This window comes from Mucilaginibacter sp. BGA-UO-ETr-C110, from assembly GCF_059567985.1.
Window position 1 is genome coordinate 5,948,478 of sequence record NZ_JCAQPB010000002.1, and the last position, 25,857, is coordinate 5,974,334.

19 protein-coding genes are annotated in these 25,857 nt (G+C 43.6%); 13 read left to right on the forward strand and 6 right to left on the reverse strand.

The annotated features are described in order from the left end of the window. The first annotated feature begins 209 nt into the window (after positions 1 to 209). The 9 genes from treF (at position 210) to AC57BQ_RS25735 (ending at position 18,001) form a co-directional block, all read left to right on the forward strand. Positions 210 to 1,775: an alpha,alpha-trehalase TreF gene (gene treF / locus AC57BQ_RS25695; protein ID WP_496408967.1), complete on the forward strand. Its 1,566-nt coding sequence runs from the start codon at positions 210 to 212 to the stop codon at positions 1,773 to 1,775. A 111-nt stretch (positions 1,776 to 1,886) separates the two neighbouring features. After that, entirely contained in the window at positions 1,887 to 3,512 is a 1,626-nt protein-coding gene (susR, locus tag AC57BQ_RS25700) for a SusR family glycan utilization regulator (RefSeq protein WP_496408968.1), read from the forward strand. Positions 3,513 to 4,111: 599 nt separating this feature from the next. Continuing rightward, positions 4,112 to 7,081, forward strand: a complete 2,970-nt coding sequence (locus AC57BQ_RS25705; protein ID WP_496408969.1) for a SusC/RagA family TonB-linked outer membrane protein — start codon at positions 4,112 to 4,114, stop codon at positions 7,079 to 7,081. A gap of 26 nt (positions 7,082 to 7,107) precedes the next feature. Further along, entirely contained in the window at positions 7,108 to 8,631 is a 1,524-nt protein-coding gene (locus AC57BQ_RS25710) for a RagB/SusD family nutrient uptake outer membrane protein (protein WP_496408970.1), read from the forward strand. A gap of 131 nt (positions 8,632 to 8,762) precedes the next feature. Continuing rightward, positions 8,763 to 9,692, forward strand: coding sequence for a GyrI-like domain-containing protein (locus AC57BQ_RS25715; protein ID WP_496408971.1), 930 nt, complete (start codon positions 8,763 to 8,765; stop codon positions 9,690 to 9,692). A gap of 13 nt (positions 9,693 to 9,705) precedes the next feature. Then, positions 9,706 to 12,993: a VCBS repeat-containing protein gene (locus tag AC57BQ_RS25720; RefSeq protein WP_496408972.1), complete on the forward strand. Its 3,288-nt coding sequence runs from the start codon at positions 9,706 to 9,708 to the stop codon at positions 12,991 to 12,993. Positions 12,994 to 13,243: 250 nt separating this feature from the next. Beyond that, positions 13,244 to 15,274: a kojibiose hydrolase gene (locus AC57BQ_RS25725; protein WP_496408973.1), complete on the forward strand. Its 2,031-nt coding sequence runs from the start codon at positions 13,244 to 13,246 to the stop codon at positions 15,272 to 15,274. 97 nt (positions 15,275 to 15,371) lie between these two features. Next, the gene (locus AC57BQ_RS25730) at positions 15,372 to 16,730 is read left to right on the forward strand and encodes a vanadium-dependent haloperoxidase (RefSeq protein WP_496408974.1); all 1,359 of its coding nucleotides are present in this window, start codon (positions 15,372 to 15,374) and stop codon (positions 16,728 to 16,730) included. A 98-nt stretch (positions 16,731 to 16,828) separates the two neighbouring features. Then, positions 16,829 to 18,001 carry a glycoside hydrolase family 130 protein gene (locus tag AC57BQ_RS25735; protein ID WP_496408975.1) on the forward strand — a complete coding sequence of 391 codons (1,173 nt, stop codon included), beginning with the start codon at positions 16,829 to 16,831 and terminating at the stop codon, positions 17,999 to 18,001. A gap of 440 nt (positions 18,002 to 18,441) precedes the next feature. Here the strand turns inward: AC57BQ_RS25735 and AC57BQ_RS25740 are convergent, their stop codons facing one another. Both AC57BQ_RS25740 and AC57BQ_RS25745 read right to left on the reverse strand, forming a co-directional pair. After that, positions 18,442 to 18,852: an ester cyclase gene (locus tag AC57BQ_RS25740; RefSeq protein WP_496408976.1), complete on the reverse strand. Its 411-nt coding sequence runs from the start codon at positions 18,850 to 18,852 to the stop codon at positions 18,442 to 18,444. Positions 18,853 to 18,919: 67 nt separating this feature from the next. Further along, on the reverse strand, positions 18,920 to 19,813 hold the full coding sequence (locus AC57BQ_RS25745; RefSeq protein WP_496408977.1) for a helix-turn-helix domain-containing protein: 894 nt from the start codon (positions 19,811 to 19,813) through the stop codon (positions 18,920 to 18,922). Between the two features lie 327 nt (positions 19,814 to 20,140). On the opposite strand from AC57BQ_RS25745, the gene AC57BQ_RS25750 reads away from it, so the two are divergent. Together AC57BQ_RS25750 and AC57BQ_RS25755 are read left to right on the forward strand one after the other, a co-directional pair. Beyond that, the gene (locus AC57BQ_RS25750) at positions 20,141 to 20,611 is read left to right on the forward strand and encodes a DinB family protein (protein WP_496408978.1); all 471 of its coding nucleotides are present in this window, start codon (positions 20,141 to 20,143) and stop codon (positions 20,609 to 20,611) included. Between the two features lie 10 nt (positions 20,612 to 20,621). Then, entirely contained in the window at positions 20,622 to 21,311 is a 690-nt protein-coding gene (locus AC57BQ_RS25755) for an ArsR/SmtB family transcription factor (RefSeq protein ID WP_496408979.1), read from the forward strand. On the opposite strand, the gene AC57BQ_RS25760 is transcribed toward AC57BQ_RS25755, so the two are convergent. Then, complete coding sequence (locus AC57BQ_RS25760) at positions 21,300 to 22,700, reverse strand: serine hydrolase (protein ID WP_496408980.1); 1,401 nt, start codon at positions 22,698 to 22,700, stop codon at positions 21,300 to 21,302. The two genes, AC57BQ_RS25755 and AC57BQ_RS25760, sit on opposite strands and share 12 nt — an antisense overlap. A 149-nt stretch (positions 22,701 to 22,849) precedes the next feature. Between AC57BQ_RS25760 and AC57BQ_RS25765 the strand changes: the two genes are divergently transcribed. Continuing rightward, positions 22,850 to 23,020, forward strand: coding sequence for a hypothetical protein (locus AC57BQ_RS25765; RefSeq protein ID WP_496408981.1), 171 nt, complete (start codon positions 22,850 to 22,852; stop codon positions 23,018 to 23,020). A gap of 3 nt (positions 23,021 to 23,023) precedes the next feature. Continuing rightward, positions 23,024 to 23,308, forward strand: a complete 285-nt coding sequence (locus AC57BQ_RS25770; RefSeq protein WP_496408982.1) for a hypothetical protein — start codon at positions 23,024 to 23,026, stop codon at positions 23,306 to 23,308. A 15-nt stretch (positions 23,309 to 23,323) separates the two neighbouring features. On the opposite strand, the gene AC57BQ_RS25775 is transcribed toward AC57BQ_RS25770, so the two are convergent. From AC57BQ_RS25775 to AC57BQ_RS25785, 3 genes are all read right to left on the reverse strand, one after another. Continuing rightward, the gene (locus AC57BQ_RS25775) at positions 23,324 to 23,734 is read right to left on the reverse strand and encodes a nuclear transport factor 2 family protein (protein WP_496408983.1); all 411 of its coding nucleotides are present in this window, start codon (positions 23,732 to 23,734) and stop codon (positions 23,324 to 23,326) included. Positions 23,735 to 23,993: 259 nt separating this feature from the next. Continuing rightward, positions 23,994 to 24,800 carry a helix-turn-helix domain-containing protein gene (locus tag AC57BQ_RS25780; RefSeq protein ID WP_496408984.1) on the reverse strand — a complete coding sequence of 269 codons (807 nt, stop codon included), beginning with the start codon at positions 24,798 to 24,800 and terminating at the stop codon, positions 23,994 to 23,996. 72 nt (positions 24,801 to 24,872) lie between these two features. Then, positions 24,873 to 25,754, reverse strand: coding sequence for an oxidoreductase (locus AC57BQ_RS25785; protein WP_496408985.1), 882 nt, complete (start codon positions 25,752 to 25,754; stop codon positions 24,873 to 24,875). Positions 25,755 to 25,857: the final 103 nt, after the last annotated feature.

The following is a 25,857-nucleotide window of genomic DNA, read 5'->3' on the forward strand; positions in this document are numbered from 1 at the left end:
CCCCTGAGTGGATAAATTGTACAAAACGGAAGAAGTGGACCTGGATTAAATATTTTAATCCTTAGCGTAATTGCAGCAATTGCCGCCGCTTTTTAAACAAGCAGGTTGTTAATTGACCCATCACATGCCAAAATGTTAATTATTTACGCCTTTTAACATATTTTGAGCTTTTTATTTACCTTCATACTTCCATTTATATTAACTGAAGCATGAGAAAAGCACTTTTAACATTAGTACTGTTATTTGTTTTTTTACTAACATATTCCCAAAGTCTTACTCCCCGGCAATTATATCCGGGCTTGTTTGAGGCTGTACAGCTTACCGATATATTTCCTGATAATAAGATATTTGTTGATGCCACACCCAAACGTAATCCCGAACTGATCATGAAAGATTACGAGGCGCAAAAAAATAAACCCGGTTTTGATCTGAAGCAATTTGTAAACGATAATTTTTTTATTCCCGGCACCCATAACGATGTTTTTAAAAGCGATATCACCGCAGGTATCCGTAAACACATTGATACTTTGTGGCAGGTGTTGTACCGCAGGCATGATACCGTTTCTAAATATTCGTCATTGCTGCCCTTGCCGCATGATTTTATAGTCCCCGGAGGCCGTTTCCGTGAAACCTATTATTGGGATTCGTACTTTACCATGCTTGGTTTGCAGGAGAGCCATAAAACACAGATCATTGAAAACATGATCGACAATTTTGCTTACATGATAGATAAGTATGGCTTTATTCCAAACGGAACCCGTACCTATTATTTAACACGCTCGCAACCACCATTTTTCTCGGTGATGCTTAACTTGCTGGCAAAGGATAAGGGGGAGAAGGTATTAGTAAAATATCAGCCGGAACTTTTAAAAGAATACGCCTTTTGGATGGAAGGCGGCGAAAAATTAAAGGCCGGCCAGGCTCACCGCATGGTAGTACGCATGCCGGGTGGCGAATTGCTGAACCGTTACTGGGACGACTCGGACCAGCCGCGCGAGGAGTCATTTAAAAAGGATGTGGAAGCCGCCAAAACAACCCTGCAAAAGCCGGGTGATTTTTATCGTAACATCCGTGCCGCGGCCGAGTCGGGCTGGGATTTCAGTACCCGTTGGTTTGATACCACAGGCAATCTGGCAACCATTCAAACCACCAGTATCATTCCGGTTGACCTGAATTGCCTGCTTTATCATTTGGAATTATCCATCGCCCAAAGCTACCAGTTAGCAGGAAATGGCAGCCAATACAGGGTTTATTTAAGCAAAGCTCAGCAACGTAAAAAAGCGATACAGAAATATAGCTGGAGCGAAAGTACAGGCTGGTTTATGGATTATAACTGGCAATTGAACAAGATCACCCCCCATCAAACCTTAGCCGGTGTATTCCCGCTTGAGTTTAAGATAGCCGACGAGCGGCAGGCAAAAATAGTGGCTCAAGCGCTCCGGATAAAATTCTTTAAATCGGGCGGTTTGGTAACCACCTTTAACCGGTCGGGCCAGCAATGGGATAGCCCTAATGCCTGGGCGCCGTTGCAATATATGGCTATAGACGGCTTAAAAAATTATGGTCAGAACGAGCTGGCCCGTTCCATTGCCGAAGCCTGGATACGTACCAATATGCGGGTTTTTGATGCAACGGGAAAGCTGATGGAGAAGTATAATGTGCTGGATACGGGATCAAAGGCCGGTGGCGGTGAATATCCGCTGCAGGATGGTTTTGGGTGGACCAACGGTGTGCTGCTAAACTTGTTGAATCATTACCAGGTTGATCAGTTGTAACAGTTTTTAAACAATTATCATTTTTTTTGGTGTTGTAGGTAAATTACAACGCCAGTTTTTTTAGACAAATTTAAGCTATTGCAGTACACCATATCAGTTAATCGATTTACTATGAGAGTTTATATACTAATTTTATTTCTTGTACTTTTTGGATCTGCCGCCACCTTCGCGTCATCAAAAACAGATAGCCTTTTGACCGAGCTAAAGCGGGAACTTACAAGAAAAAAAATTTACGACGACAAAAAAGAGGCCGACATACAAAAACTCAAAACAGCATTATCAACAACCCCTTTAACTGACCAAAATAGCAGATACAGGCTATGCAGCAATATATATGAAGCGTATAAAGTTTATCAATTTGATTCGGCTTACGTATATATTCATAAAATGCAGGATATTAGCGATATACAGCATGATGCTAAAAAACAGAATGATTGTAAAATTAAGCTCGGTTTCATATTGCTTTCGGCTGGTATGTTCAAAGAGGCCTTTGACTGCTTTAACGGGATCAACGTTCAATTACTAAGTGATGACAGTAAGATTGAATATTATTCGCTAAAAGCCCGTGCCCATTCAGACCTGGCCGATTATGACGACAATGTATTTTATAGTCAGTATAATAACAACTTATCCATCAAATATCTCGACTCCACCATAGCACTTTGTAAGCCAAATTCATATGAGTGGTTAAGGCATCAGGGTGATAAACAGGTAAGGCTGGGAGATACCAAAAAGCCGTCTGAATATTACTCCCGCTTACTTTATCAGTATCCTTTAACCACCCATCAGCGGGCTATGATGGCTACGGGGCTTTCGCAATTTTATCGTGCTCCCTCAGAGGTAGAAGAACGCACCAATCTGCTGATCATCGGTGTTATAAACGACATCCGCTCATCAACAAAAGAAACCCTGGCGAGTTTTGAATTAGGTAATTTACTGTACCGGACCGGTAATATCATAGATGGCTATACTTTTGTGGATCAGGCTATGAATGATGCGGAATACTATGGCGCCCGGCTCCGGAAAATAAAGATCGGGGCTGTATTACCTGTTGTAGCTGCCCAGAAGCTGGTTTTAATGGAAAAGGAAAAAAATAAATTCCTGGTATACCTCTTATCTATTACTGCTGTTTCACTTTTGGTACTCATGGTGGCCTTCATCATATTTAACCAACTCAAGCGCTTAAAGGTGAAAGAAAAGATCATCGAAGAAAAAAATCAGCAACTGGAAAGCATCAACGACAAGCTGATTGAGGATACGCACATTAAAGAGGAGTACATCGGGTATTTTTTTAATGTGATATCGGGTTATATCCTCAAGCTCGAAAAACTGAAACGAAACATCGACAGGAAGCTATTGGCAAGAAAATATGATGATATACAGCTGGCTGTTAATGAAATAAATATTAAAAAAGAACGCGAGTTATTATTCTATACTTTTGATCATATTTTTCTGAAAATATTCCCCAATTTTATTACTGTTTTTAACTCATTATTTAAGCAGGAAGACCAGATATGGCCCCGCGATCATGAAGTGCTGAATACCGACCTCCGGATATTCGCACTGATACGGATGGGGATAAGCGATAATGAAACTATTGCTAATATTTTGGAGTACTCTGTAAACACCATATACGTATATAAAATGCGTATCAAAGCAAAAGCAATAATTTCCGGCGATCAGTTTGATCAAAAAATAATGGAAATTAAAGCAGTAGAGGTGTTAAATAAAACCTAACCCATAAGTGGTTGATTTAAGTATAACATGTGGTATAAAATCACCTTAAAAACGCTTAAATTTTATTTATATTTTTTGAAGGGTGTGTTTTTTTAAATGACTCATTATCAATTTATTGAATTATAAAAAAGCCATATATTCTTATATTTTAACAAAAAAAATAGGTAATGCCCCCAGTCGCATATTACTTTGTATGAGGTGATTTAATATCCTGTAAAATAATTTAAATATTTTCATGATAAATCATCCTTTCCTGGATAATAAAATATAAACCATAATAAATTAAATTTTCATGTGAGTAGCTTTTAAGCTACCAACGTAGCAAAGGATATTGATCTTTTGCAATAAACGGGTTAAATGCTATTGCCGATTGTTGGGCATTGGGCTTTGACGTAATTTTTGATTTAAAACCAACCTGAATATGAATATAAAGCTTACCAATACCTGTAGTCCTCCGTAATTATGAAAAGTAACGATCGTAATAAATTAATCGCCAGTTACTTAATATTTATTATAACAAAATAACATTTACGGTTATTTTATTTGATAAATTAATAGTTTACATTTATAACAAACCAATTAACACTAAATCTAAATTTATGCAGCTAAAAAATTTACTTAAAGTAAGCTGTCTTGCCATTTTTTGCTTCTTTGCTGTGCCGGTAATGGCACAAAACAAAGTAATAACCGGCAAGGTTACAGACTCTCATGATGGTTCGCCGATGCCTGGTGTATCCATCGTAGCCAAAGGCTCAACCATTGGTACCAATACAGGGCCCAATGGCGATTTTAAACTCTCATTACCGGCCTCAAATAATACACTTGTGGTATCATTTATCGGCTATGCCAAACAGGAAGTTGATATAACCGGCAAAACAGCAATAACTGTTGAACTGGTAGGTAGCGCTACCGCATTAAGTGAAGTTCAGATAGTGAGCGTGGGTTACGGCTCGCAGCGCAAAAAGGATCTGACCGGTGCCGTTTCAAACATTAGCGCCAAGGACTTTAACCAGGGAGCTGTTATTAACCCGCTTCAACAGATCCAGGGTAAGGTTTCGGGTGTAGTGATTACCGAAGGTAGTGGCGACCCGAATCAGAACATCAGCATCCGCCTGCGTGGTCAAACCTCAATTTCGGGTGATCAATCGCCATTATTTGTGGTTGATGGTATCCAGCTGAATGACCCAAGCCAGTTTCAAAATATCGCTCCGGGTGATATAGAATCTTATGACGTACTGAAAGACGCGTCGGCAACAGCTATTTATGGTTCAAGAGGTGCCAATGGTGTTATCATTGTAAATACCAAAAAAGGTAAAGCCGGTCGTGCCGAGGTTACCTACAATGGTTATGTAAGTATGGCCAAACAGGCAAATTATTATGACCTGTTAAACACTTCGGAATATTTGGCCACCGCCCAAGCTAAAGCCAATCCGCAAACACAGCAAGGTGAACGTGATGATGTTAATACCGATTGGCAAAGGGCTATGAACCGTACGGCAGCAATCCAAAGCCATAACCTGGCTATCTCAGGTGGTAGCGGCAGTTTTAATTACCGTGCATCATTAAACTACCAAAACCAGCCAGGTATCATCATTAACAGTGGTAAACAACAATTAGGCTTAAGATTTAATGCAGAACAAAAAGCATTAAACGATAAACTGGATGTGGTGTTGGGTATATCGAATGTTAATACCAACAGAAGCTTAACTAACCTGGCTAACCTGGGCTATGTTTTCAACGCCTTACCAACTATCCCGGTTAGACTTGCCGATGGTTCATTTAATGACTTTGGCGCTGGCTATAATGCTTACAATCCGGTATTATACCAAACCGAGATATATAATAGGCATAATGAGTACCTTACTAATATCAATGGTACTGTTAACTATAATCTTTTACCTGAATTGAAGATCGGGGTTACCGGTTCAACCGTTCGTAACAATGTTCAAACGCACTATTTTCAGCCATCATTTAAGGCTCAAAACAGCGTGAGCAATGCCAATGATTATAACTACAACACTAACTCTTACAGTGGGGACATACACGCGAGCTATGATAAAAGCTTTGGCAAGCACAATATTTCTGTTGTAGCCGTAGCAGAAAAAGATGTGTTTTATTATGATTACTTCTTCGCTGCAGCACAAAACCTGCTGGTTCCCGAAGGTTTGGATAATAACTTAGGTACCGGTATTTCCCCGGTTTCTGTTCCTATCGGATCTTATAAAGAAGAGTACCAGTTAAGTTCATTACTGGCCCGTGTAAATTATAACTATGATAGTCGTTTTTACGCAACTGTATCTGTACGTAATGACCGGTCAAGTAAATTTGGTGCTAATTTCCAATCTGCCTACTTCCCGGCAGTTGCCTTATCATATCGCCTTAAACGCGATTTGTTTAAAAGCCTGGATTGGGTAGACGATTTTAAACTTAGAGTTGGATTTGGTGAAACCGGTAACCAAACCCCAATTGGTGATTATAGCAGTTTAGCGCTGGTAGCACCAGGTAACAGGTATTATGATGGTTCAACCGGTAATTATCCGGCGAGTTACGCACCTAACCAAAATGCCAACCCATACTTAAAGTGGGAAACAAGGGTAGGCAGAAACATTGGTGTGGATTTCTCTTTGTTTAACAACCGCTTAACAGGTGATATCAACTATTACAGCGATAAAACAAAAAATCTGCTCTTTAACAGCACCGTTGCAACACCTCCAAACCTGGTTAGCACCACATTTGCCAACGTAGGTACAATGACCAATAAAGGATTGGAAATTGCCCTTACCGGCCAGATACTAACAGGCACCGGGCTAAACTGGACCGCGTCTGGAAATATCAACTTTGTTAAAACCAGGATAGCTAACCTTTCCGGAACTTTAGCCGATGGGCAAAAAGTAAACACCAGCTTTCTGGATGTTGGATTTGCACAAGGTCAGGGCTTAAGCTCAACAGCTATTACCCGTTTTGTACCAGGATATTCTCCTTACGTGTTTTATTTGCCGCATTATACCGGCATCAATGCACAGGGTGTAGAGCAGTTTGATGGCAAAACCCTTGCCGAATACACTGGTAATATTCCGCCAAGCCATTATGTTGATCCGAGCGCCAAATTTAACTACGGTTTTACAAACAACTTTAGTTATAAAAACTGGAGCCTGGGCTTCTTCTTCCGTGGTGTTTATGGTAACAAAGTATTTAACAACACCTTGTTAGATTATGAAACAGTTTCTCGTTTACCATCAACAAATACTACCCGTGCTGCTTTAACAAACGGAGTTACCAGCGCGCCAACAGCATCTGACAGATGGCTGGAAGGTGCATCTTTTTTAAGATTGGATAATGCGTCATTGGGTTATACATTTAACCATATTAAAGGGCTAAACTCTTTAAGGCTTTATGTGGCAGCCAATAACGTTTTTGTAATTACCAAATACAGAGGCTTGGACCCAGAGGTTGACGTTGCACCGAATAACAACCCTAACCAAAACTATATTGATGCCGATTATGGTGGTTATGCTTATTATCCAAAAGCAAGAACATTCACATTTGGCGCAAGTGTTTCATTTAAATAGTGGCTGTTATAATTAAATTTAAAGAGATGAAAAAAAGAAATATATTATGCCTGCTCGCGTCTGTAGTGGCGGGGAGCATACTTACTCAATCCTGCAAAAAGCTTGATCAAAATACCTATAGCGTTGTGCCTATAGAAAACTTTTATAAAACGCCGGCACAAATAGCTGCTGGTTTGGCACCTGCCTATGCGGCATTAACACCATTACAAACCGAAAATGTTTTTCAACTGAATGAGGCCTCAACCGATGAAATGATCATTCCTACCCGTGGTAACGACTGGTATGATGGCGGTGTGCACGTACAGTTATGGCAACATACGGTAGATGCCAATAACTCCAATGCTAATGGCGGCTGGCAAGATTTGAGCAACGGTATTACCAAATGTAATTTTGTTATCAGTATTATCAATGGTTTGGCCGATAAGCCGTCAAATGCGCCGGCGCTTGTTGCTGAGATTAGCGTTTTAAGGGATTATTATTTGTTTTTAATGATGGACCTTTATGGTAACATACCTGTGGTAACATCATATAGCACATCCGCAAGCTTAGCTCCGGTTAAAAGAGCAGATGTTTATACCTACCTGGAATCAGACCTGGTAAAAAATATCCCGTTGCTGTCAAGCGATAATGCCACCAAAACCCCGGCTATTTACGGACACTTTAATAAATGGGCAGGTTATATGCTACTGGCTAAACTATACTTGAACGCACAGGTTTATACAGGTACCGAACAATGGGACAAAGCCCGCCAAACAGCCCAAACGGTTATTGACTCTAACAAGTACAGTTTAACACCTAACTTTTTAGATAACTTTACTTACACCAACCGTAGTTCTGTCGAAAACATATTCTGCATACCATTCAATTATCCGGCAATAAAGGGTAACGTGATACAGATGTACACGCTGAATTATAACAACAACCAAACGTTCAATTTAACCAATCAGCCTTATAACGGTTTTTGCGCGCCAACGGCTTTCTATCGTACATTTACAGCCGACGATGCTCGTAAAAAAATGTGGCTTACCGGGCAGCAATTCACCGCTGCAGGAGCTCCTATTAACGGCACGGTGTTAAGTATTTATGTTAATGAGTTAAGCAATGCTGCTGATAGCTTTAAATATGCAGGCGCCCGTAGTGTGAAGTATCAACCACAACCCGGTACCGGTAGTGATGGTACCAGTAATGATGGCGTGCGTTTTCGTTTAGCTGATGCTTACATGATGGTAGCCGAGGCAGCCTTTCATAAAGGCGATATGGCTACTGCCCTCACCAATGTGAACAAAATAAGGAAAAGGGCCGGTGTGCCTGATTTTACCACCATTACCTATGACAACCTGCTGGCCGAACGCGGTCGTGAGTTTGCGTGGGAAGGCTGGCGCAGGAACGACCTGATCAGGTTTGAAGTAGCAACCGGTACAAAATACTATACTGGTCCGCGCCTGCCTGGTAAAGTTCAGGATGCAGCCGATAATCATACATTCCTGTTCCCAATACCTCAACCACAAATTAATACTAACCCATTGTTGAAACAAAACCCGGGTTATTAATTAATACATTTGATTTATGCTAATAGAACAATGGAACAGCTTAAAACTGTTCCATTGTTTTTATAAAAAACGCTGAATAAGATTGCAGACCAATCCAAATAATATTGTAATTTCAGTGTGGTTCCTAAAACATGAAAATAACATTTGCTGTACTCGTTTTACTCATCATTGCGGCCTTTATACCATTTCATCAACATGCCAGTATTAGTATCAAGGCAAATTATTTTGAGGTATGCCAGCAGTTGATATCAGCCGATAACTGGAAACGCTGGCAGCCCGATATCAGGAATGAGTTGACCAATGCTAGACAAGATAAATTAACTGCAGATAGTCGTACATTTTTGATCAGTATACCCGGGCAGTCTTTTAAAGTAGAAAGTATGAGCGCTAATACTTTTAATGTTACCAGAACACAAAATCATTTGGAACACCAGTATTGTTATACGGTGATGCCGGATGTGGCAAATAACCATACGACCATAGTTGTTGATGTTAAAAATAACGTGGGTAAATGGTTGCTTTCGAAGCTTGATTCGTCCGGAAACATACTTGACGATCTTAGATCGTTGAAGGGATTTATGGAAAATGCCAAACAGTATTATGGGTTTAATATCAACGAAAAAAATGTTGATGAAACTTATCTGGCTATTAAAAAGGAAACCATACTTACCAGAAATAGATATGCTGAAATAGCCCGTGCGGCAAAAGATGTACGTGATTTTATCGCGCGGAATAATTTACAAGTCCGGCAATCTTTAGCAGGAGCTTATTATCCTAAAAAAACAGATTCGTTGCAGATATTGATCGGGATACCTGTAAATAAACAGGTAAATTCAACCGGCGATATTACCTTTATGCATATGCCTGGAGGTAAATGGTTAGTGGGCGATTATAAAGGCAAATACAGCGGCAGGCAACAGTTATATAACGCTATGGAAAAATATATGCAAGATCATTCCTTATTAAAACAAATAGCGCCATTTGAAAGATATCTGGATAATAAACCCCCTGCCAGCGACGATGATATCATAAACATGCAGGTTAATTACCCGGTGCTTTAACATAATTTATACCATGCAGTACAGATCACTTTATTTTTTAGCGTTATTGCTTTTGGGAGTGATTTCGTGCAAACAAAAAACTGTTGCACCCCCACTCCTTGAGCAGTTATCCTCCGCTCAAACTAATATCCATTTTGTAAACCGCATCAGCGATAATGAACGGCCAGGTATTCTGGATTATCTGTATTATTATAACGGTGCTGGCGTAGCTGTGGGCGATATCAATAATGATGGACTGCCAGATCTGTTTTTTACAGCCAATCAAAAAGGGGGAAATAAACTCTATCTGAACAAAGGTAATTTCAAGTTTGAAGATATTACCCAGAAAGCCGGTATCGCAGGTTCGGCCGATTGGAGCACCGGTGTTACCATGGCCGATGTTAATAACGATGGCTACCTGGATATTTACGTATGCGCGGTAGCCGGGAAGCTGGGTTTAAAGGGGCATAACCTACTCTACATCAATAACCACAACGGTACGTTTACCGAACGTTCTGCTGAATATGGGCTTGATTTTTCGGGTTTCTCTACACAGGCTGTGTTTTTTGATTATAACCACGATGGCAAATTGGATTGCTACCTGCTCAACCAGTCGGACCATTCCGTAGCTGTTTATGGCGATACGGCCATGCGTAAAACCGAAAATAAACTGGCGGGTAGTAAATTATATCTCAATACCGGCGGGCATTTTACGGATGTAACCAAAAAGGCGGGTATTTACAGCAGTGCGCTGGGCTATGGCCTGGGCGTAGCGGTTGGTGATCTGAACAACGACGGCTGGGAAGACATTTATGTTGGTAATGATTTTCATGAGAATGATTATTACTACATCAACAACCACAACGGAACGTTCACTGAATCGGGCGCCAAACATTTTAATCATTACAGCCGCTTCAGCATGGGTAATGATATGGCCGATTTTAATAATGATGGCCAGCTGGATATTATCACCGCTGATATGCTTCCATCCGAAGAAACCGTGCTAAAAAGTTATGGCGGCGATGAATCCTATGATCAGTATAAATTCAAGATCACCCGCAATGGTTTTCAGGATCAGTACTCACGCAACGCCCTGCAAAAAAACATGGGCAATGGCGAAGCTTTTAGTGACGTAGCCCTGATGGATGGCGTGTATGCTACCGACTGGAGCTGGAGCCCGCTATTGGCTGATTTTGATAACGATGGCATCAAAGATCTGTTTATAGCCAATGGCATCAAACGCCGCGCGCTGGATATGGATTATGTTACCTATGTTTCGAACGACCAGGTGCAGGGTATGCTGAACAGCGGCCGGGGCTTTGATAGTACGGTGCTGGATAAAATGCCATTGGGATCGGTACACAGCTATTTATTTAAAGGAAACGCAAATGAAAAATTTACCGATAAAAGCATCGACTGGGGAATGGGAACCCCCGGCTTAGCCAATGGCGCGGTGTACGCCGATCTGGATAACGACGGTCGGCTCGACCTGGTGACCAATAACGTGAACCACGAAGCCGGTATCTATAAAAATAATTCACCCCAAACATCCTATCTCAGTCTCAAATTTATGGGTAGGCATGATAACAATTTTGGTATAGGTGTAAAAGCTTATGTTTTTTGTGGCGGGCAAATGCAATATGAACAATTGATGCTTACCCGGGGCTTTGAATCATCGGTAGAGCCGAGGCTGCATTTTGGTTTAGGCAAAAGTAAGAATGTGGATAGTGTGCTGATCGTTTGGCCCAATCAGGCAACCCAGTTATTCAAAAATGTAAAAGCTAATCAGCAGTTAACGATCGATCAACATAACGTGACGGGCCAGTTTGATTATAAACAGTTCTTCCCCTCGCCGAAACCTTTACTTCAGGAAATTACCAATACCATTCACACCAACTGGAAGCACCGCGAAGATGATTTTGTTGATTTCAACCAACAGCCCCTCATTCCTCATATGCTTTCGGCCGAAGGACCGCGGATAGCTGTAGCCGATGTAAACCATGATGGTCTGGACGATTTGTATGTTTGCGGGGCCCGTAACCAGTCCGGCGCTTTATTTATCCAAACCACAACCGGCGATTTTAAACCCTCAGTGCAACCCGCTTTTGTAACGGATTCGGCAAGTGAAGATGTGGACGCGGTTTTCCTGGATGTCAATCATGATGGCTTCCCCGATCTGTATGTGGCCAGCGGTGGCAACGAGCTACGAACCGGCTCGCCGGAGTTGGCCGACAGGCTGTACATGAACGATGGTAAGGGCAATTTTTCACGCTCAGTCAATATTCCATCCATCAAAGTAAATAAAGCAGCTGTAGCTGTAGCCGATGTGAACCATGATGGATATCCCGATATTTTTGTGGGTGGCGCACCGGATAGTTTTGGCTTTGGTAAGATCCCTGAATCGTACCTGTTAATGAATGATGGTCATGGTGTATATCACCTGGTAGCTATTCCCGACGAATTAAAATATGCCGGGATGCTGCGCTCCGCCGCCTTTGCTGATCTGGATAATGATGGCTGGCCCGACCTGGTGGTTGCAGGCGAATGGATGCCTGTAAAAATATACCTCAACAAAAAAGGTAAACTGGTACAACAGCATCAAACCGAAATGGAACAGCTATCGGGCTGGTGGCAAAAAGTAGTACTGGCTGATGTGGATGGCGACGGGAAAATAGATATACTTGCCGGTAATTATGGCTGCAATTCCAAACTGAAACCTACGCTTGATAATCCGCTGAAACTTTACCTCTCTGATTTGGATAAGAACGGTACTGTTGACCCCATTGTAGCTTATGGCATCGATCAAAAGTATTACACCTTTTTAGGCAAAGGCGATATCGAAAAACAGGTACCGCTCATCAAAAAGAAGTTTTTATACTTTCACAATTTTGCCGGTAAAACGGTCGAGCAGTTATTTGGTGATAGCCTAAATACCAATAAACCGTTGACGGCAGCATCGTTTCAATCAGGTGTTTTTTATAACAAAGGTGAGGGGAATTTTGAGTTCAAAGCTTTCCCGGCATCGGCTCAGGTAGCGCCGCTTTTTGGCCTTGATGTATTTTCTTTGGGAAGCAATAAAGGCGTACTGGCCGGTGGTAATTTTAGCGGCGTATTACCTTATGAAGGCAAATACGATGCTGATTATGGCGATGTGATGCTGTTGAATAATAAGAAGGAACTCATCAATAGCTCCGGCGCATCTTCCGGGTTATTATTCCGGGGCGAGGTACGGGATATTAAAACAATTAAAACGGCGAAGGGCATTATATATGTCGTCGCGATTAATAACAAACCACTCCGGTTTTTTAAATGGAATAATTGATATGAATAAAATCGACTCACCCGGTCTACGCTCCGCTGGACCGTCCTCTCTCCAGCTTCGCCGCAAAGAGGGCAAAAAAAGGAAAAATCCCCTCTTTCCGCCGCAGGCGAAGAGAGGGGTGACGAGCGAAGCGATGTCGGGGTGAGTCGATACTGCGACTTGCTTTTTAACCTTATAAGTTTGAAGGCTGTCTTTTAATGGACTATTACGCTCAAGAGGGGATTAATAAAATTCAGTTTAAATAATTGATATGAACAAAGTATATATATTATTGATCGGCTTTTGTTGTTTGGGCGGGGTATTAAAAGCCCAGGATGCCTGGAAAATAAAGGCTGATAAGATAGATCCGGCTAATTACTACGGCATTACGGTAGCCAACGGTATGATTGGTATTGTATCATCGCCCGAGCCGTTTAAAGTAAAAAATGTGGTGCTTGCGGGGGCTTATGACCTGTATGGCCGGGGCCGGGTGAGCAACTTCCTGAACAGTTTTAACCTGCTCAGCATGTACCTGGAAATAGACGGCAAACGCATCGATGCCAAAAACATCAGCAACTTTAAGCAGGAGCTGGATATGCAGCATGCCGCCTTTACCACCACCTTTGATTATGGCGATGCAGCCTTCGTTAAATACACCTATTACTCCTTAAGGCAGCTGCCTTTTACCGTGTTGATGGATATCAGCATTACGGCTAAAAAAGCCATCAAAGTTACTGCTGCCAGCGTGATGGAAGCTCCTGATGCCTTGAAGGAAGTGCAGAACTATTATAACGAGATAGACAGACCACACGTAACCATTAGTCTACTCACATCAACCGCTAAAAGTCCGACGGGTAAACTACAGCTTTGTGCCTCCAGCACGTTTTTATTTAACGAACAGCACGGCCGGGAGCCACGGGTGATCCACGAAATGTGGGACAACAACATGCACCTGATGAAGTTTAGCAAGACTATTGCCGCCGGGCAAACTTATCAGTACGCTTTGGCCGGTTCTTCCATCACCTCGGCACATGACGCCGACCCTCTGAACCAGGCGGAGCGCCTTACCATGTTTGCCAAACTGGAAGGCCGGGAAAGACTGGTCAAATACCATGAACAAGCCTGGGATGACCTCTGGAAAAGTGATATCAAAATTGAAGGCGACGCGCAGGCCCAGCAAGATGTGCATAGCATGTTGTATCATCTGTATTCTTTTTCACGTGCTGGTACTGCCTACTCACCATCGCCTATGGGCTTATCGGGTTTAGGTTATAATGGTCACGTTTTTTGGGATGCCGATTTGTGGATGTACCCGGCTTTGCTGGTGATGCACCCGGATATCGCGAAATCATTGGTCGAATATCGTTTTCAGCGATTGGCTGCCGCAAAGCAGAATGCTTTTTCGCATGGTTACAAAGGTGCGATGTATCCCTGGGAAAGTGCCGATAGTGGGGTGGAGGAAACCCCGGTTTGGGCGCTGAGCGGTCCGTTTGAACATCATATTACCGCTGATGTGGCCCTGGCCGCCTGGAACTACTATTGCGTTACCCAGGACAAGCAATGGCTACAGGAAAAAGGATGGCCGATCCTGTCAGCAACAGCTGATTTTTGGGCGAGCCGGGTAGAGCGTAACGGCGATGGCCATTATGATATTAAAGATGTAGTGGCTGCCGATGAATGGGCCGAAAATGTAGACAACAACGCCTACACCAATGCCGCTGCCAAAGCCAATCTGCAAGCCGCAACAGCTGCTGCCAAAATATTAGGTATTACTGCTGACCCGGATTGGCAACAGGTTGCACAAAATATTCCTATCCTGCAATTACCCGATGGCGTTACCAAAGAGTTTGCCAGCTATAAAGGCGAAGGCATTAAACAGGCCGATGTCAATTTGCTGGCTTATCCCCTGAAAACCATAACCGATCCGGCGCAGATCAAAAAAGACCTGGAATATTACGAAACCCGTGTACCTAACGAAGGTACACCCGCTATGACGCAAGGTATATTTACTTTGTTATATGCCCGTTTAGGTAATGGCGACAAAGCCTATCATTTTTTTAAGGACGCTTATGAGCCCAACCTATTGCCACCGTTCCGGGTTATTGCCGAAACCAAGGGCGGTACCAACCCATATTTCGCTACAGGAGCAGGAGGTATTATTCAAAGTTTACTGATGGGTTTTGGCGGGCTGGATATTACACCTGAAGGTATTGTGCAACTCAAAAGTAAACTACCCAAAAACTGGAAATCGTTAACCATAACCGGTGTGGGTATCGATAAAAAAACGTATGTTGTAAAGTAAAAATGGGTGTCACCCTGAGCTCCGTCGAAGGATGAGTGTAGAGGCCTGCCCACCATGCTTCGACGGGTTTAGCATGACAGCCTTTAAAATATATGATATGAAATTACTACTGATTTTTATAACTGCTACTGTATTACTTACCTCCTGCAAAAAATCAGATTATAAAACTGTTTTGCATGATCCGGCATTGTTCAGTCGTACTGTGCATGAACTGAACCGGGTGGTGATGGGTAATAATTTTACGCCGGTGGTGGCCTCACGTAATTATGCCTATGCTACGGTGGCCGCCTATGAGGTGATCGCCGCAGGCAACCCGCAGCAATACCGCTCACTGGCGGGACAGTTGAATGGCCTGCAAACCGTAGCTAAACCACCGGCCAACCAAACTATTGATTTTGAATACGCCGCCCTGCTGGCATTTTGTAAAGTAGGTGAGGCTGTCACTTTTCCCGAAGGGAGTCTGAAATATTATACCGACAGTTTACACAATATGGCTGTTCAGCATGGCATGCCATCGGAGGTGGTTAGCAATTCCGAGGCTTTTGCAAAAGCGGTTGCAGGTTCCATTATGGCCTGGAGTAAGAAGGATAACTATCTGAAAACCCGTAGCGCCCCCAAGTTTGCCATCAACAATGTGCCCGGCAGGTGGACACCTACGCCACCCTTGTACGGTGAAGCCGTTGAACCACACTGGGGTGAGATCCGTACCATGGTGATGCACAACGCCAAAGAATACAGCGTACCGCAACCGCCGCCGTTTAATGTGACCGACAAAAACAGCAAATACTATCAGGAAGTGATGTATATCAAAAACTCGGTCGATAGTTTAACTCATGACCAGGCGCATATGGCTGATTTTTGGGATGACAATCCCGGTAAGCTCAATGTAACCGGGCATGTAATGTTTGTGACCAAGAAGTTTTCGCCGCCGGGGCATTGGCTCAGCATTGTGGGCATCGGCGCCAAACAGGTAAATGCTGATTTTAATACAACGGTGTATGCCTATGCCAAAACCGCCATCGCACTGTTTGATGCTTTTATTGAATCATGGACGGCCAAGTATACCTACGCTACCGCACGCCCCGAAACAGTGATCAATAAATACATTGATCATGAATGGCGGCCGCACCTGCAAACGCCGCCTTTCCCGGAATATACCTGCGGGCATTGCACCATATCTGCCGCCGCTGCCGAGGCATTGACCAGCGCGCTGGGCGATAATGTAGCCTATACCGATACCTCCGAACTGGAGTTCGGTATCAAGAGCCGATCATACAAATCATTCCGCGATGCGGCGAATGAGAATGTTTGGGCCCGGTTTTATGGAGGCATCCATTTTCATAATTCTTGTATCGTATCTAACCAATATGGTAAAGTAGTGGGCGATTCTGTGGCGATAAAACTGGTAATGAAGAAGGAGAGTCAGGAATCAAGAGACAAGAATCAAGACAAATGATTTTAATAGAAAAAGACTGTTAAAACAAAGAACTTTATGATTAGATTTTTTGTTTACTATCTTGACTCCTGATTCTAATATCTTGATTCTTATCCACTATGAAGCTGAATTTTATTGTCATTTCATGTATCGCGGCTGCCCTAACTCTGGGCGGTTGCCAAAGCAATCAAAAGAAAGTTGCGGTTAAGGTTGATACTACCGATAACTGGGCTATTTTACCCTTCACCAAGTTGGATAGTGTTAATCCGGTCTTAGGGCCGGGCCGGGGCAACTTTATCGACCCGATATTAAAAACTAAAGTTTTGTGGGAAGTCAAGGATGTGTTTAACCCGGCCATTGTGAATCGTGGCGGAAAGATCTGGATGCTTTACCGGGCGCAGGATAGCACGGGCAAGCCGGCGGGTACCTCGCGGATAGGTTTGGCCGTAAGTACCGATGCCACGCATTTTGTACGCAAGCCAACACCGGTATTGTATCCCGATAAGGACGATTACCAAAAACTGGAATGGCAGGGTGGTTGCGAAGATCCGCGTGTGGTAGAAGATGGTCGCGGAACTTACTACATGACCTATACCGCTTTTGACGGCACCACAGCCCGCCTGCTCATAGCCACTTCAACCGATCTCATCAACTGGAAAAAACATGGCAGCGTGTTTGCCAAAGCAGATAGCGGTAAATATGCGGATAAATGGAGCAAATCTGGTTCTATCGTATCTACTTATAAGAAAAGTGGTAAAGTGATCGCCACCAAAATTAATGGCAAGTACTGGATGTATTGGGGCGATACCCAGATCTGGGCAGCCACTTCAAGCGATCTGATCAACTGGACGCCCGTAAAAATGCAGGCAGGTGAAAAGCCTCCTGTAAAATTACGATCGCAGGCGCTCAACATGCCCGAACTCAAGATAGCTCTGCCCACACGTGAAGGTAAATTCGACAGCGACCTGGTGGAATCTGGTCCACCGGCTATCCTGACTGATAGAGGCATTGTGTTGATCTACAATAGCCGCAATGTGCCATCCTTTGGCGATAAAACACTGGCTGAGGGTACATATACCGCGTCGCAGGCTTTGTTTGACAAGAACGATCCCACCAAACTGATCAAACGGTTGGATCATTATTTTATGAAACCCGAAAAACCATACGAGCGCTCGGGACAAGTGAACCAGGTTTGTTTTGTAGAGGGTTTGGCTATATTTGACAACAAGTGGTACCTGTATTATGGCACTGCCGATTCCAAAATAGCAGTGGCCGTGAGCCCCGTTAAATAATTATTGAATTATTGAGTTTTTTCTGAACCCTGATCCATCGGATTGAAGAATTCTATAATTTTTACCCATCCAACCCTATTCCTTCTTCCCGTCAGCAGATAAGCTTCGGACGAAAGCGGGCAGAACGATGTGGCCTGTGCGGCTGTAGGGGCATAGCAAGTTTTTGCTGAAGCGCAGGGAAATGTGCGAACGAAGTGGGGCAAAATAATTGCAGCCGTGGTTCTGTCCGGTTTGCGGGGTAAGGGCCTTGTGCGGCAAAGAAGCATTTCTGCTGACTTGATTTTTGGTTACTTTTCATCAAGGAAAAGTGACTGGCCCTCCCGCGGCCAAGAGCGGGTATACGGCATACAAAACCATGATAGATCCTTCACTTCGCTCAGGATGACGAATCTAAAAAGAGGCCTGTCCACCCATGCTCCGACAGGCTCTCAGTGTAAAACTCAATTAGCCTTTTTCAGCACATCCTGTATATCCCTGATGGCCCAATGATCGGTGTAGAGACCATCTTTTAAATAAATAATATCCATAGTAGGTATCACCACTTGTTTGCCGCTGCCTTTTATCCCCATAAATTCGCCAATATGTGTGCCGTGCAATAGTTTATGGGTAAATACTTTATTGCCCTCGGCTACCATGTTTTTGATCTCCATCCGAAGATCTGGGAACGCTTTTCTAACCACCTGCTCCACAAAATCAAAAGTGGCCTGGAAACCATTGTCGGTGCCTGCGGGAGCTGTGTGGTTTATAAAAGCCGGACTTACAATTTCCTGGTAAGCATTAAAATCGCCTTGTTCTAAAACCTCGCGGTTAAAACGGGTTACTACCGCTTTGTTTAATTCTTGTTCTGTCATGTTTTATCTTTTAAGTAGCGGCAAAATTATCCCGCAAAGCTTAGGGGGTATGGTACAAAACGATGCATTAACGGTAAATTTCAAGGATGGCCCTGCGATACTCCGTTGGGGTTGAATTTTCAAAACGCTTAAAGAAACGGTTAAAGTAAGCATCATCTTCAAAGCCCAGCTCAAAGGCAATTTCTTTTACAGAGTGTCCGGTATGAAAAAGCAGGCGCTTGGCTTCAACTACCAGACGCTCATGGATATGCTGAATAGGCGTTTTGCCGCTTTGGGCCTTCACAATGGCTGTTAAGTGACCTGTGGAAATATGCAGCAATTGGGCATAGGCGGCTACTTCATGCAGTTGCAGGTAATGTTCCGTTATTAAGGTGGTAAATTGACGGAGCAGTTGCCTGTCAGTATTTTGTTCTGTGGCGGTAAACTGTTGCTCATAAAGGCGACTAAGATAGATAAGCAGAGTATGCAGGTAAGCTTGCAAGGCAGCGTTTTTCCAACTTTGATGCAGATGTTGTTCGTCCAGCATCAGGCTGATAATATGGCGTATGAAATCACGGTCGGCGGCTTGAAGTTTCAGCTCATGCCCGTTTTGTGGATTTGCAATAATGGGCAGGTTCCGGAAAAGGCGGTTGTTTTCCATCTCAATAAATTCGCGGGTAAAGCAAATGTTTACACCCATAAAAGGTTTGGCCTGCTCCTTGATATGAACCTGCTGCGGGGTAGAAAAGTAGAAACAATTGGGATCAAGCTGGTACAGGGTAGAATCGACCCAATGCCGTCCGTCGCCTTCATCAACCAGTCCCAATTGGTAATAATCGCGCCGGTGTGGTGCCAGGAACATCGCTTTATGCTTGTTAAGCTGGCCCTTGGCTTCAACCAGCTCAAACATGCTATTGCCCATGGGAAACATTTCCTGAAAGGAGTATTGCGGTATGATATGATCTTTTGCAGATAAAGCCATAGTGCAAATTAAAGAATACTTAGGAAACATAAAAAGGGCTGTCACCCTGAGCTCGTCGAAGGGTGCGCGCAAAGGCCTGCCCACCATGCTTCGACGGCGCTCAGCATGACATCCGGTTCTTTTATCACCCAATAATTTTCACCCTACAGTAAGGGTAAAAGCACTTGCACGTGTTGTATATAAAAAGGTTTAATTTTTTAATTTGTGTGTGAGCAGGTAGCCCGGCCCCTAAAAAGGTTGGGCTCTTGCTTTTTTATGTACAGTTAAAGCCAGCCCGAAGTGTAAGCTATTGAACAATTGTATCATTGCATCAAATAATAATACAATATGAATAGCCAGGAAATTATCTGTTTAAATTTTAATGAAATAAGACGCCGGAGCATCAAAGTATGGCTCGGCATACCCCAGGATAAATATGATTGGAAACCTGATGCCAGTGCGATGACCTGTATAGAAATTATCCGCCATATCATCGAAAGCCAGTATATTTATCAGCAGATCGTGATTAACCGGGGAGACCTGGAAGAATTGATTACGCCATGGCAGGATAAGCCGTATATGAGTATTGAGGAGGAAATAGCATTTGCATCACCGCATCATGCGGCTTTTATGGAAGTGATCAGCCATTTTTCAGAAACGCAGCTGGAGGAAATTGAGATCGTAAGACCCAAAGCAAATCTAAAACGGAAATTGGGTGATTATTTACAAAGGATTGCCTATCACGAAGCTATCCACACCGGGCAACTGCTATCGTACTTAAGAACAATGAATGTTGACCGTCCCCAAATTTGGGATTAACCGATGAGATATGACCAACCTAAGTAGTTTTAAACAAGCGGCGGCTTTGTTTGGCGAACCGGCCCGCGCCGCTATGATATGGGAGCTGTTTGACGGCAAACCGGTATCTGCCGGCGATTTAGCCATTGCGGCAAATATCACACCGCAGTCGGCCAGTAGTCATCTCAAAAAGCTGGTAGAATCTGGGATACTCAAGGTGCAGAAACAAGGGAAACATAAATATTTTGTATACGCTAACCCCGAGATAGCAGTGGCCGTTGAAACGCTTTCCAATATTTTTTCGGCACCCAAAGAGCTTAGCCATGCTCAACGCGAAGTGCGGGCAGCTCGCAGTTGTTATGACCACCTGGCAGGTCAGGCCGGGGTGCTGGTAACCGAAGCGTTGTTGAAGAAGGGATTTATTACCGATCATCCCGATCATCTCAAGGAGTTTAGCGTTACCCCACAGGGCCTCAGCTGGTTTAAAGAATTGGAAATAGAAGTTCCACAGTTAATTGTTGCCAAAAGACCGCTTGCCTTAAAATGTATTGACTGGACCGAGAAAACCCCTCACCTGGCGGGAGGACTTGGCGCGGCCATGCTGCAATATTTCCTGAAGGAAGGCTGGTTCAGAAAAATTTATCAGAAAAGAAACCTGCTGATCACCTCCAAAGGCGAGTTTGAACTTAAGCAACGATTGAACATAGACTTAAAGGGGTAGTAGCTCCAGTTTTTTGATATGCTCCGCGGCATTGTTATTTTTAGGGTTTAGCTCCAGTGAGTGTTTATAATTTTTAATGGCAAGTTCTCTTTCGTCTAAAGCCTCGTACGCTTCGGCCAGGCTGTCGTAAGTATTGGCGCTGTTTGGATATAAGTTAACATTTAGTTTAAACACTTCTGCTGCTTCCTTTTTTTTGTTATCGGACATCAGCATATATCCCAGGCTATTTAAATCATCCTCGGGCAGTTGATAGGCAGGATTGTTCTTCTTTTCTTTTTCTACTATTTCAACAGCGCGACTGTAGCCACGTTTGGCCAGTTTGGCGCGCAAAGCTTTAATTTCTTTAGGCGATTTAAATCCATAATCGAGCCATTGGGCCTGCCACCAGGTTTGTTTGCCAAAAAAAGTATTCAATATATCGGCGGTGATATTTAAGCCGTAAGGGTTATGAGTAAAATATACGAGGATCTCCTGTCGATCAGGAAAGGCAATAAAGAAACCTTTAAAATCGCCGTTGTCGCCCCAATGCCAGATTGATTTTCCCAGTTCATTTTGTTGTAAGCCCACACCAAGCCCCCAGTCAATATGCTGGTTAGCTTCTATGATGGGATGATCAAAGCGCGTTCCCGAGCTTGATTTTTCAAACATCAGCTGACGGGTAGCCGGTTTTAATCCCTGTCCGGCTAATAAGGCCTGCAAAAAGAGCGTATAATCATGGGCGGTGGTGAGCAGGCTATAAGCCGCGTTTGCATTTTTATGCCGGTTGATGGCCCCGGAGCTATTGCCAAATGCAGACACCGTATCGAATTTACTTTCCCACACGTAACTGCTGCTGGTCATTTTAAAAGGGATGAATACCTCTTCTTGTGCCAGGTCATTCAGTGATTTACGCGTTAGTTTTTCAACGGCCTTTTGTAAAAACACATACCCTTCGCCGGAGTAGGAGAAACAACTATCAGGCGTAAATAATAGCCGGGCACCTTTATCATCGCCCCAGTTGGGTAAACCTGTTGTATGCCTTAGTACCATCCTCGCGGTTATTTTGGCGTAGCGGGCGTCTTTGGGATCAAATCGTTCATAACTGCCTGTATAATGTAATAGTGGTGTATCCAGGCTAATGATGCCCCTGTCATACAAACGCATCACCGTGTAGGCGAACACACATTTACTTAATGAGGCAGCCTCAAAAATGGTATTGGAGCCTACTTTTTTATCAGAACCTTTGCTTACTGTACCGATGTTGTAGGCCTGGGTCTTGTTGCCCTTAACATAAACCAATTGTAAGCCTTGTATGCCGTATTCATCGGCAAAGGATTTTATTTTTTTCTCCTGAGAAAATGCATGGATGAAAGCCAGAAGTAAAATAACAGCACAGCTTATCTTTTTCATGTAATGAGGATTAGTAAGGGAACTGATTAAAAGACGCCGCGATTTCAAATTCGTTACAGACGATCTGGTGCGGATCAAATAAATTTTATATCCCGGTAGGGGTAAATTGCCCTGGGCGTGTTTTAGTGGAAATAAACATCAATAAAACTATGAATGATATAAGCCATTGCCCGCCAGATAGTTTTGGCAGATTAAAGTACGAAACCCAGAATCCCGTGAAAATAATCGAAGACCATATAGACAGAGCCTTAAAAGCACTCCATTTTAAATTGGTTGACGATTTGCCCATGATCATCTGGTATGTAACCAGCAGCCTTTAGTTTATGGATACGATGGACAGGTTGTTAATAAAATATATGCTGGGCGAAGCCAAGCTTGCCGAAATAGAAGTTATCGACAAATGGGTAGCCACCAGTAAACATAATTTGAGATATTTTACACAGTTTAAACTGGTATGGGAGATTTGCGAACTGGTAAAACCCGAAAGTAATATCGATATAGAAGAAGCCTGGGAAAAGTTTAAAAAAATGGCCAAAAGAGGCAAAGGCCCGGCAGCGATCATCAATATGATCTGCCAAATCGTGAAAGCCCCTACATTAATTAATTAGCCCCTAACCGGCAGGTTACAGCCGGCGGTCCGCTTCATTAATAAGCACATCGTTGATACTGGCGTATCTTTTTTGCATCAGGCCATGCTCGTTAAATTCCCAGTTCTCGTTACCATAGGCGCGATACCATTGCCCGGCTGCATCGTGATACTCATATTCAAAACGTACCGCTATCCGGTTATCGGTAAATGCCCAAAGTTCCTTTTTTAGTTTATAGTCGAGCTCTTTTTGCCATTTACCACTCAAAAATTGTACAATCTCCGCACGGCCATTAATAAACTGCGAGCGGTTGCGCCATTCGCTGTCAATAGTGTAAGCTAAAGATACCCGCTCAGGGTCCTGGCTGTTCCAGGCATCTTCTGCCAGTTGTACTTTTTGGGTAGCCGTTTCAAAGGTGAATGGCGGTAATGGTGGTTTTTGTTCCATGATGAAACAAATATAAGCAGGGTAATAGCAATACTAATGGTATCATTCAATGATTGTATGGTACCTATTATCGAAACCATTAAGCCTTGCGCTCGTTTGCAACGAGTGCTTAACGTGGGTTTGCGTTTAAAACGCAAGGGCGATGCAATCGCCGCTCCATAATAAGCACTCGTTGCAAACGAGCGCAAGTAGTAGCCTCACCTAAACGGCGAAGCCCTCATGTAAAAGTCCTCTCCAAAGGAGAGGGTTGGGGTGAGACTCAAACCCTTGATGGCGCTACGCCAAACGTTTTCTTAAAAGCGTAGGAGAAATGTGAAAGATCCTCAAAACCCAGCTCCAGGTAAATATCAGATGGGGCTTTGCCTTGTTCCTTGATCTGGTAATGTGCTTCCTGTAACCTTTTTTGCTGTAACCATCTGCTGGGGGTAATGTGAAAGATCTTTTCAAAATCGCGCTTAAAAGTGGCCAGGCTGCGGCCGGTTAAATAAGCAAACCTTTTGAGCTGTACATTGAAATGAAAGTTTTTATTCATAAAACCTTCCAGGTCGATTTTGCCGGGTTCGCTAAAATCAAACAGCACATCTTTGAGCTCGGGGTTGCCCTGTAATAGTATCAGGATAGCCTCACGCAATTTAAGCGACAGCAGATTTTTATCAGCCGGTTGCTGGATATGTTCATAAGGCTGTAGTGAATCCATAAAGCTTTTATAAAGCGGGTTGGGTTTTAGGATGATGATACTATCGTCCTCATATTGCTTTTGTGCTGTATAGCCGTACTCCATGCTGAAATTACGGAGCGTTTGCTGGTCCAGGAATACCGAAACCGATTTAAACTCGCCGCCGGGTGGTGGCTGCTTCAGGAATTTAACCAACTGGTTCCTGCGGCTCAGCCTGAAATCGCCGGGACCGGACTGATATACTTTATCCGTACCGGTTAGCGTAAGATCGCCGGAAATCTGGAAGCTGAAGGCATGCTCCGGAATAAACTGTTCGCCGCCACGGCTCCTGGTATAATAACAGGAGTAATGGATCTCTGATTGCGCGCTAAGCTCGTTCTCTTTAAGCATATGTTCAAATTTAAAAAATTAAACAGCATTGTTGTTTCAAACCGATACAACAATGCTGCCGGAATATTTATATTATTTCGACTTCATCAGCAATTTACCCGCTTCTGATTCCAGGAAATTCTCTGCCTCGTGATGATCTGTGGAAAGGCTCACCGGCATCCATTTTTCCATCTCGGCGGCGCGCAGGCTATCGGCATTTTTTAGCAGAGCAATGGCTTCGCTGCCCAGTACCAGGTGTGTTGGCGGTTCGGGATGATCAACCAGATCTACCATTACTTTAGCCGCTTTATCCGGATCACCTACGGGTACAAATTTGCCGCTTTGAAAAAATCCAACGCGTGCGTCTACGGTTGATCCATAGCCTTCAACCGATGGGGCATAGGTCATGGAATCACCGGCCCAGTCGGTGCGGAATCCACCCGGTTCCACGCAGGTTACGTGTATGCCCAGATTGGCCACTTCTTTGGATAACGCTTCGCTGAAACCGCCCAGGCCAAACTTGGCCGCCTGGTACATGGTAAGCCCGGCATTACCTACACGCCCGCCAACCGAGCTGATCTGCAAAATACGACCAGAACGCTGTTTGCGCATATAAGGCAATACCACGCGGGTGATCTCGATAGGGGCATACAGATTAGTTTCCAACTGACTGTGTACCTGCTCATCGGTAAAAGCTTCGGCAGCGCCGATGATGCCAAAACCGGCATTGTTCACCAGTACATCAATACGACCAAAATGGGCTATGGTACTTTCGACCGCCGCAACGATCTGCGCTTTGTTGGTCACATCCAGTTGTACCGGGAATAGCTGATCGGGATATTTATCGGCCAGGTCTTTTAGTTGTTCGGGTTTGCGTGCGGTGGCGGCAACTTTATCGCCTTTGGCCAGCACGGCTTCTGTTAAGCTGCGTCCCAATCCGCGGGAGCTGCCTGTTATAAACCAAATCTTTGTCATTGTCTTTTACTTTAATTTTGTATAACAAAGGTCGGTGGTATTTGAAGATGCAGCTTTGTTGAAACGCTCAAGTTGCTTTGTTGAAACGTTCATGGCCTCACCC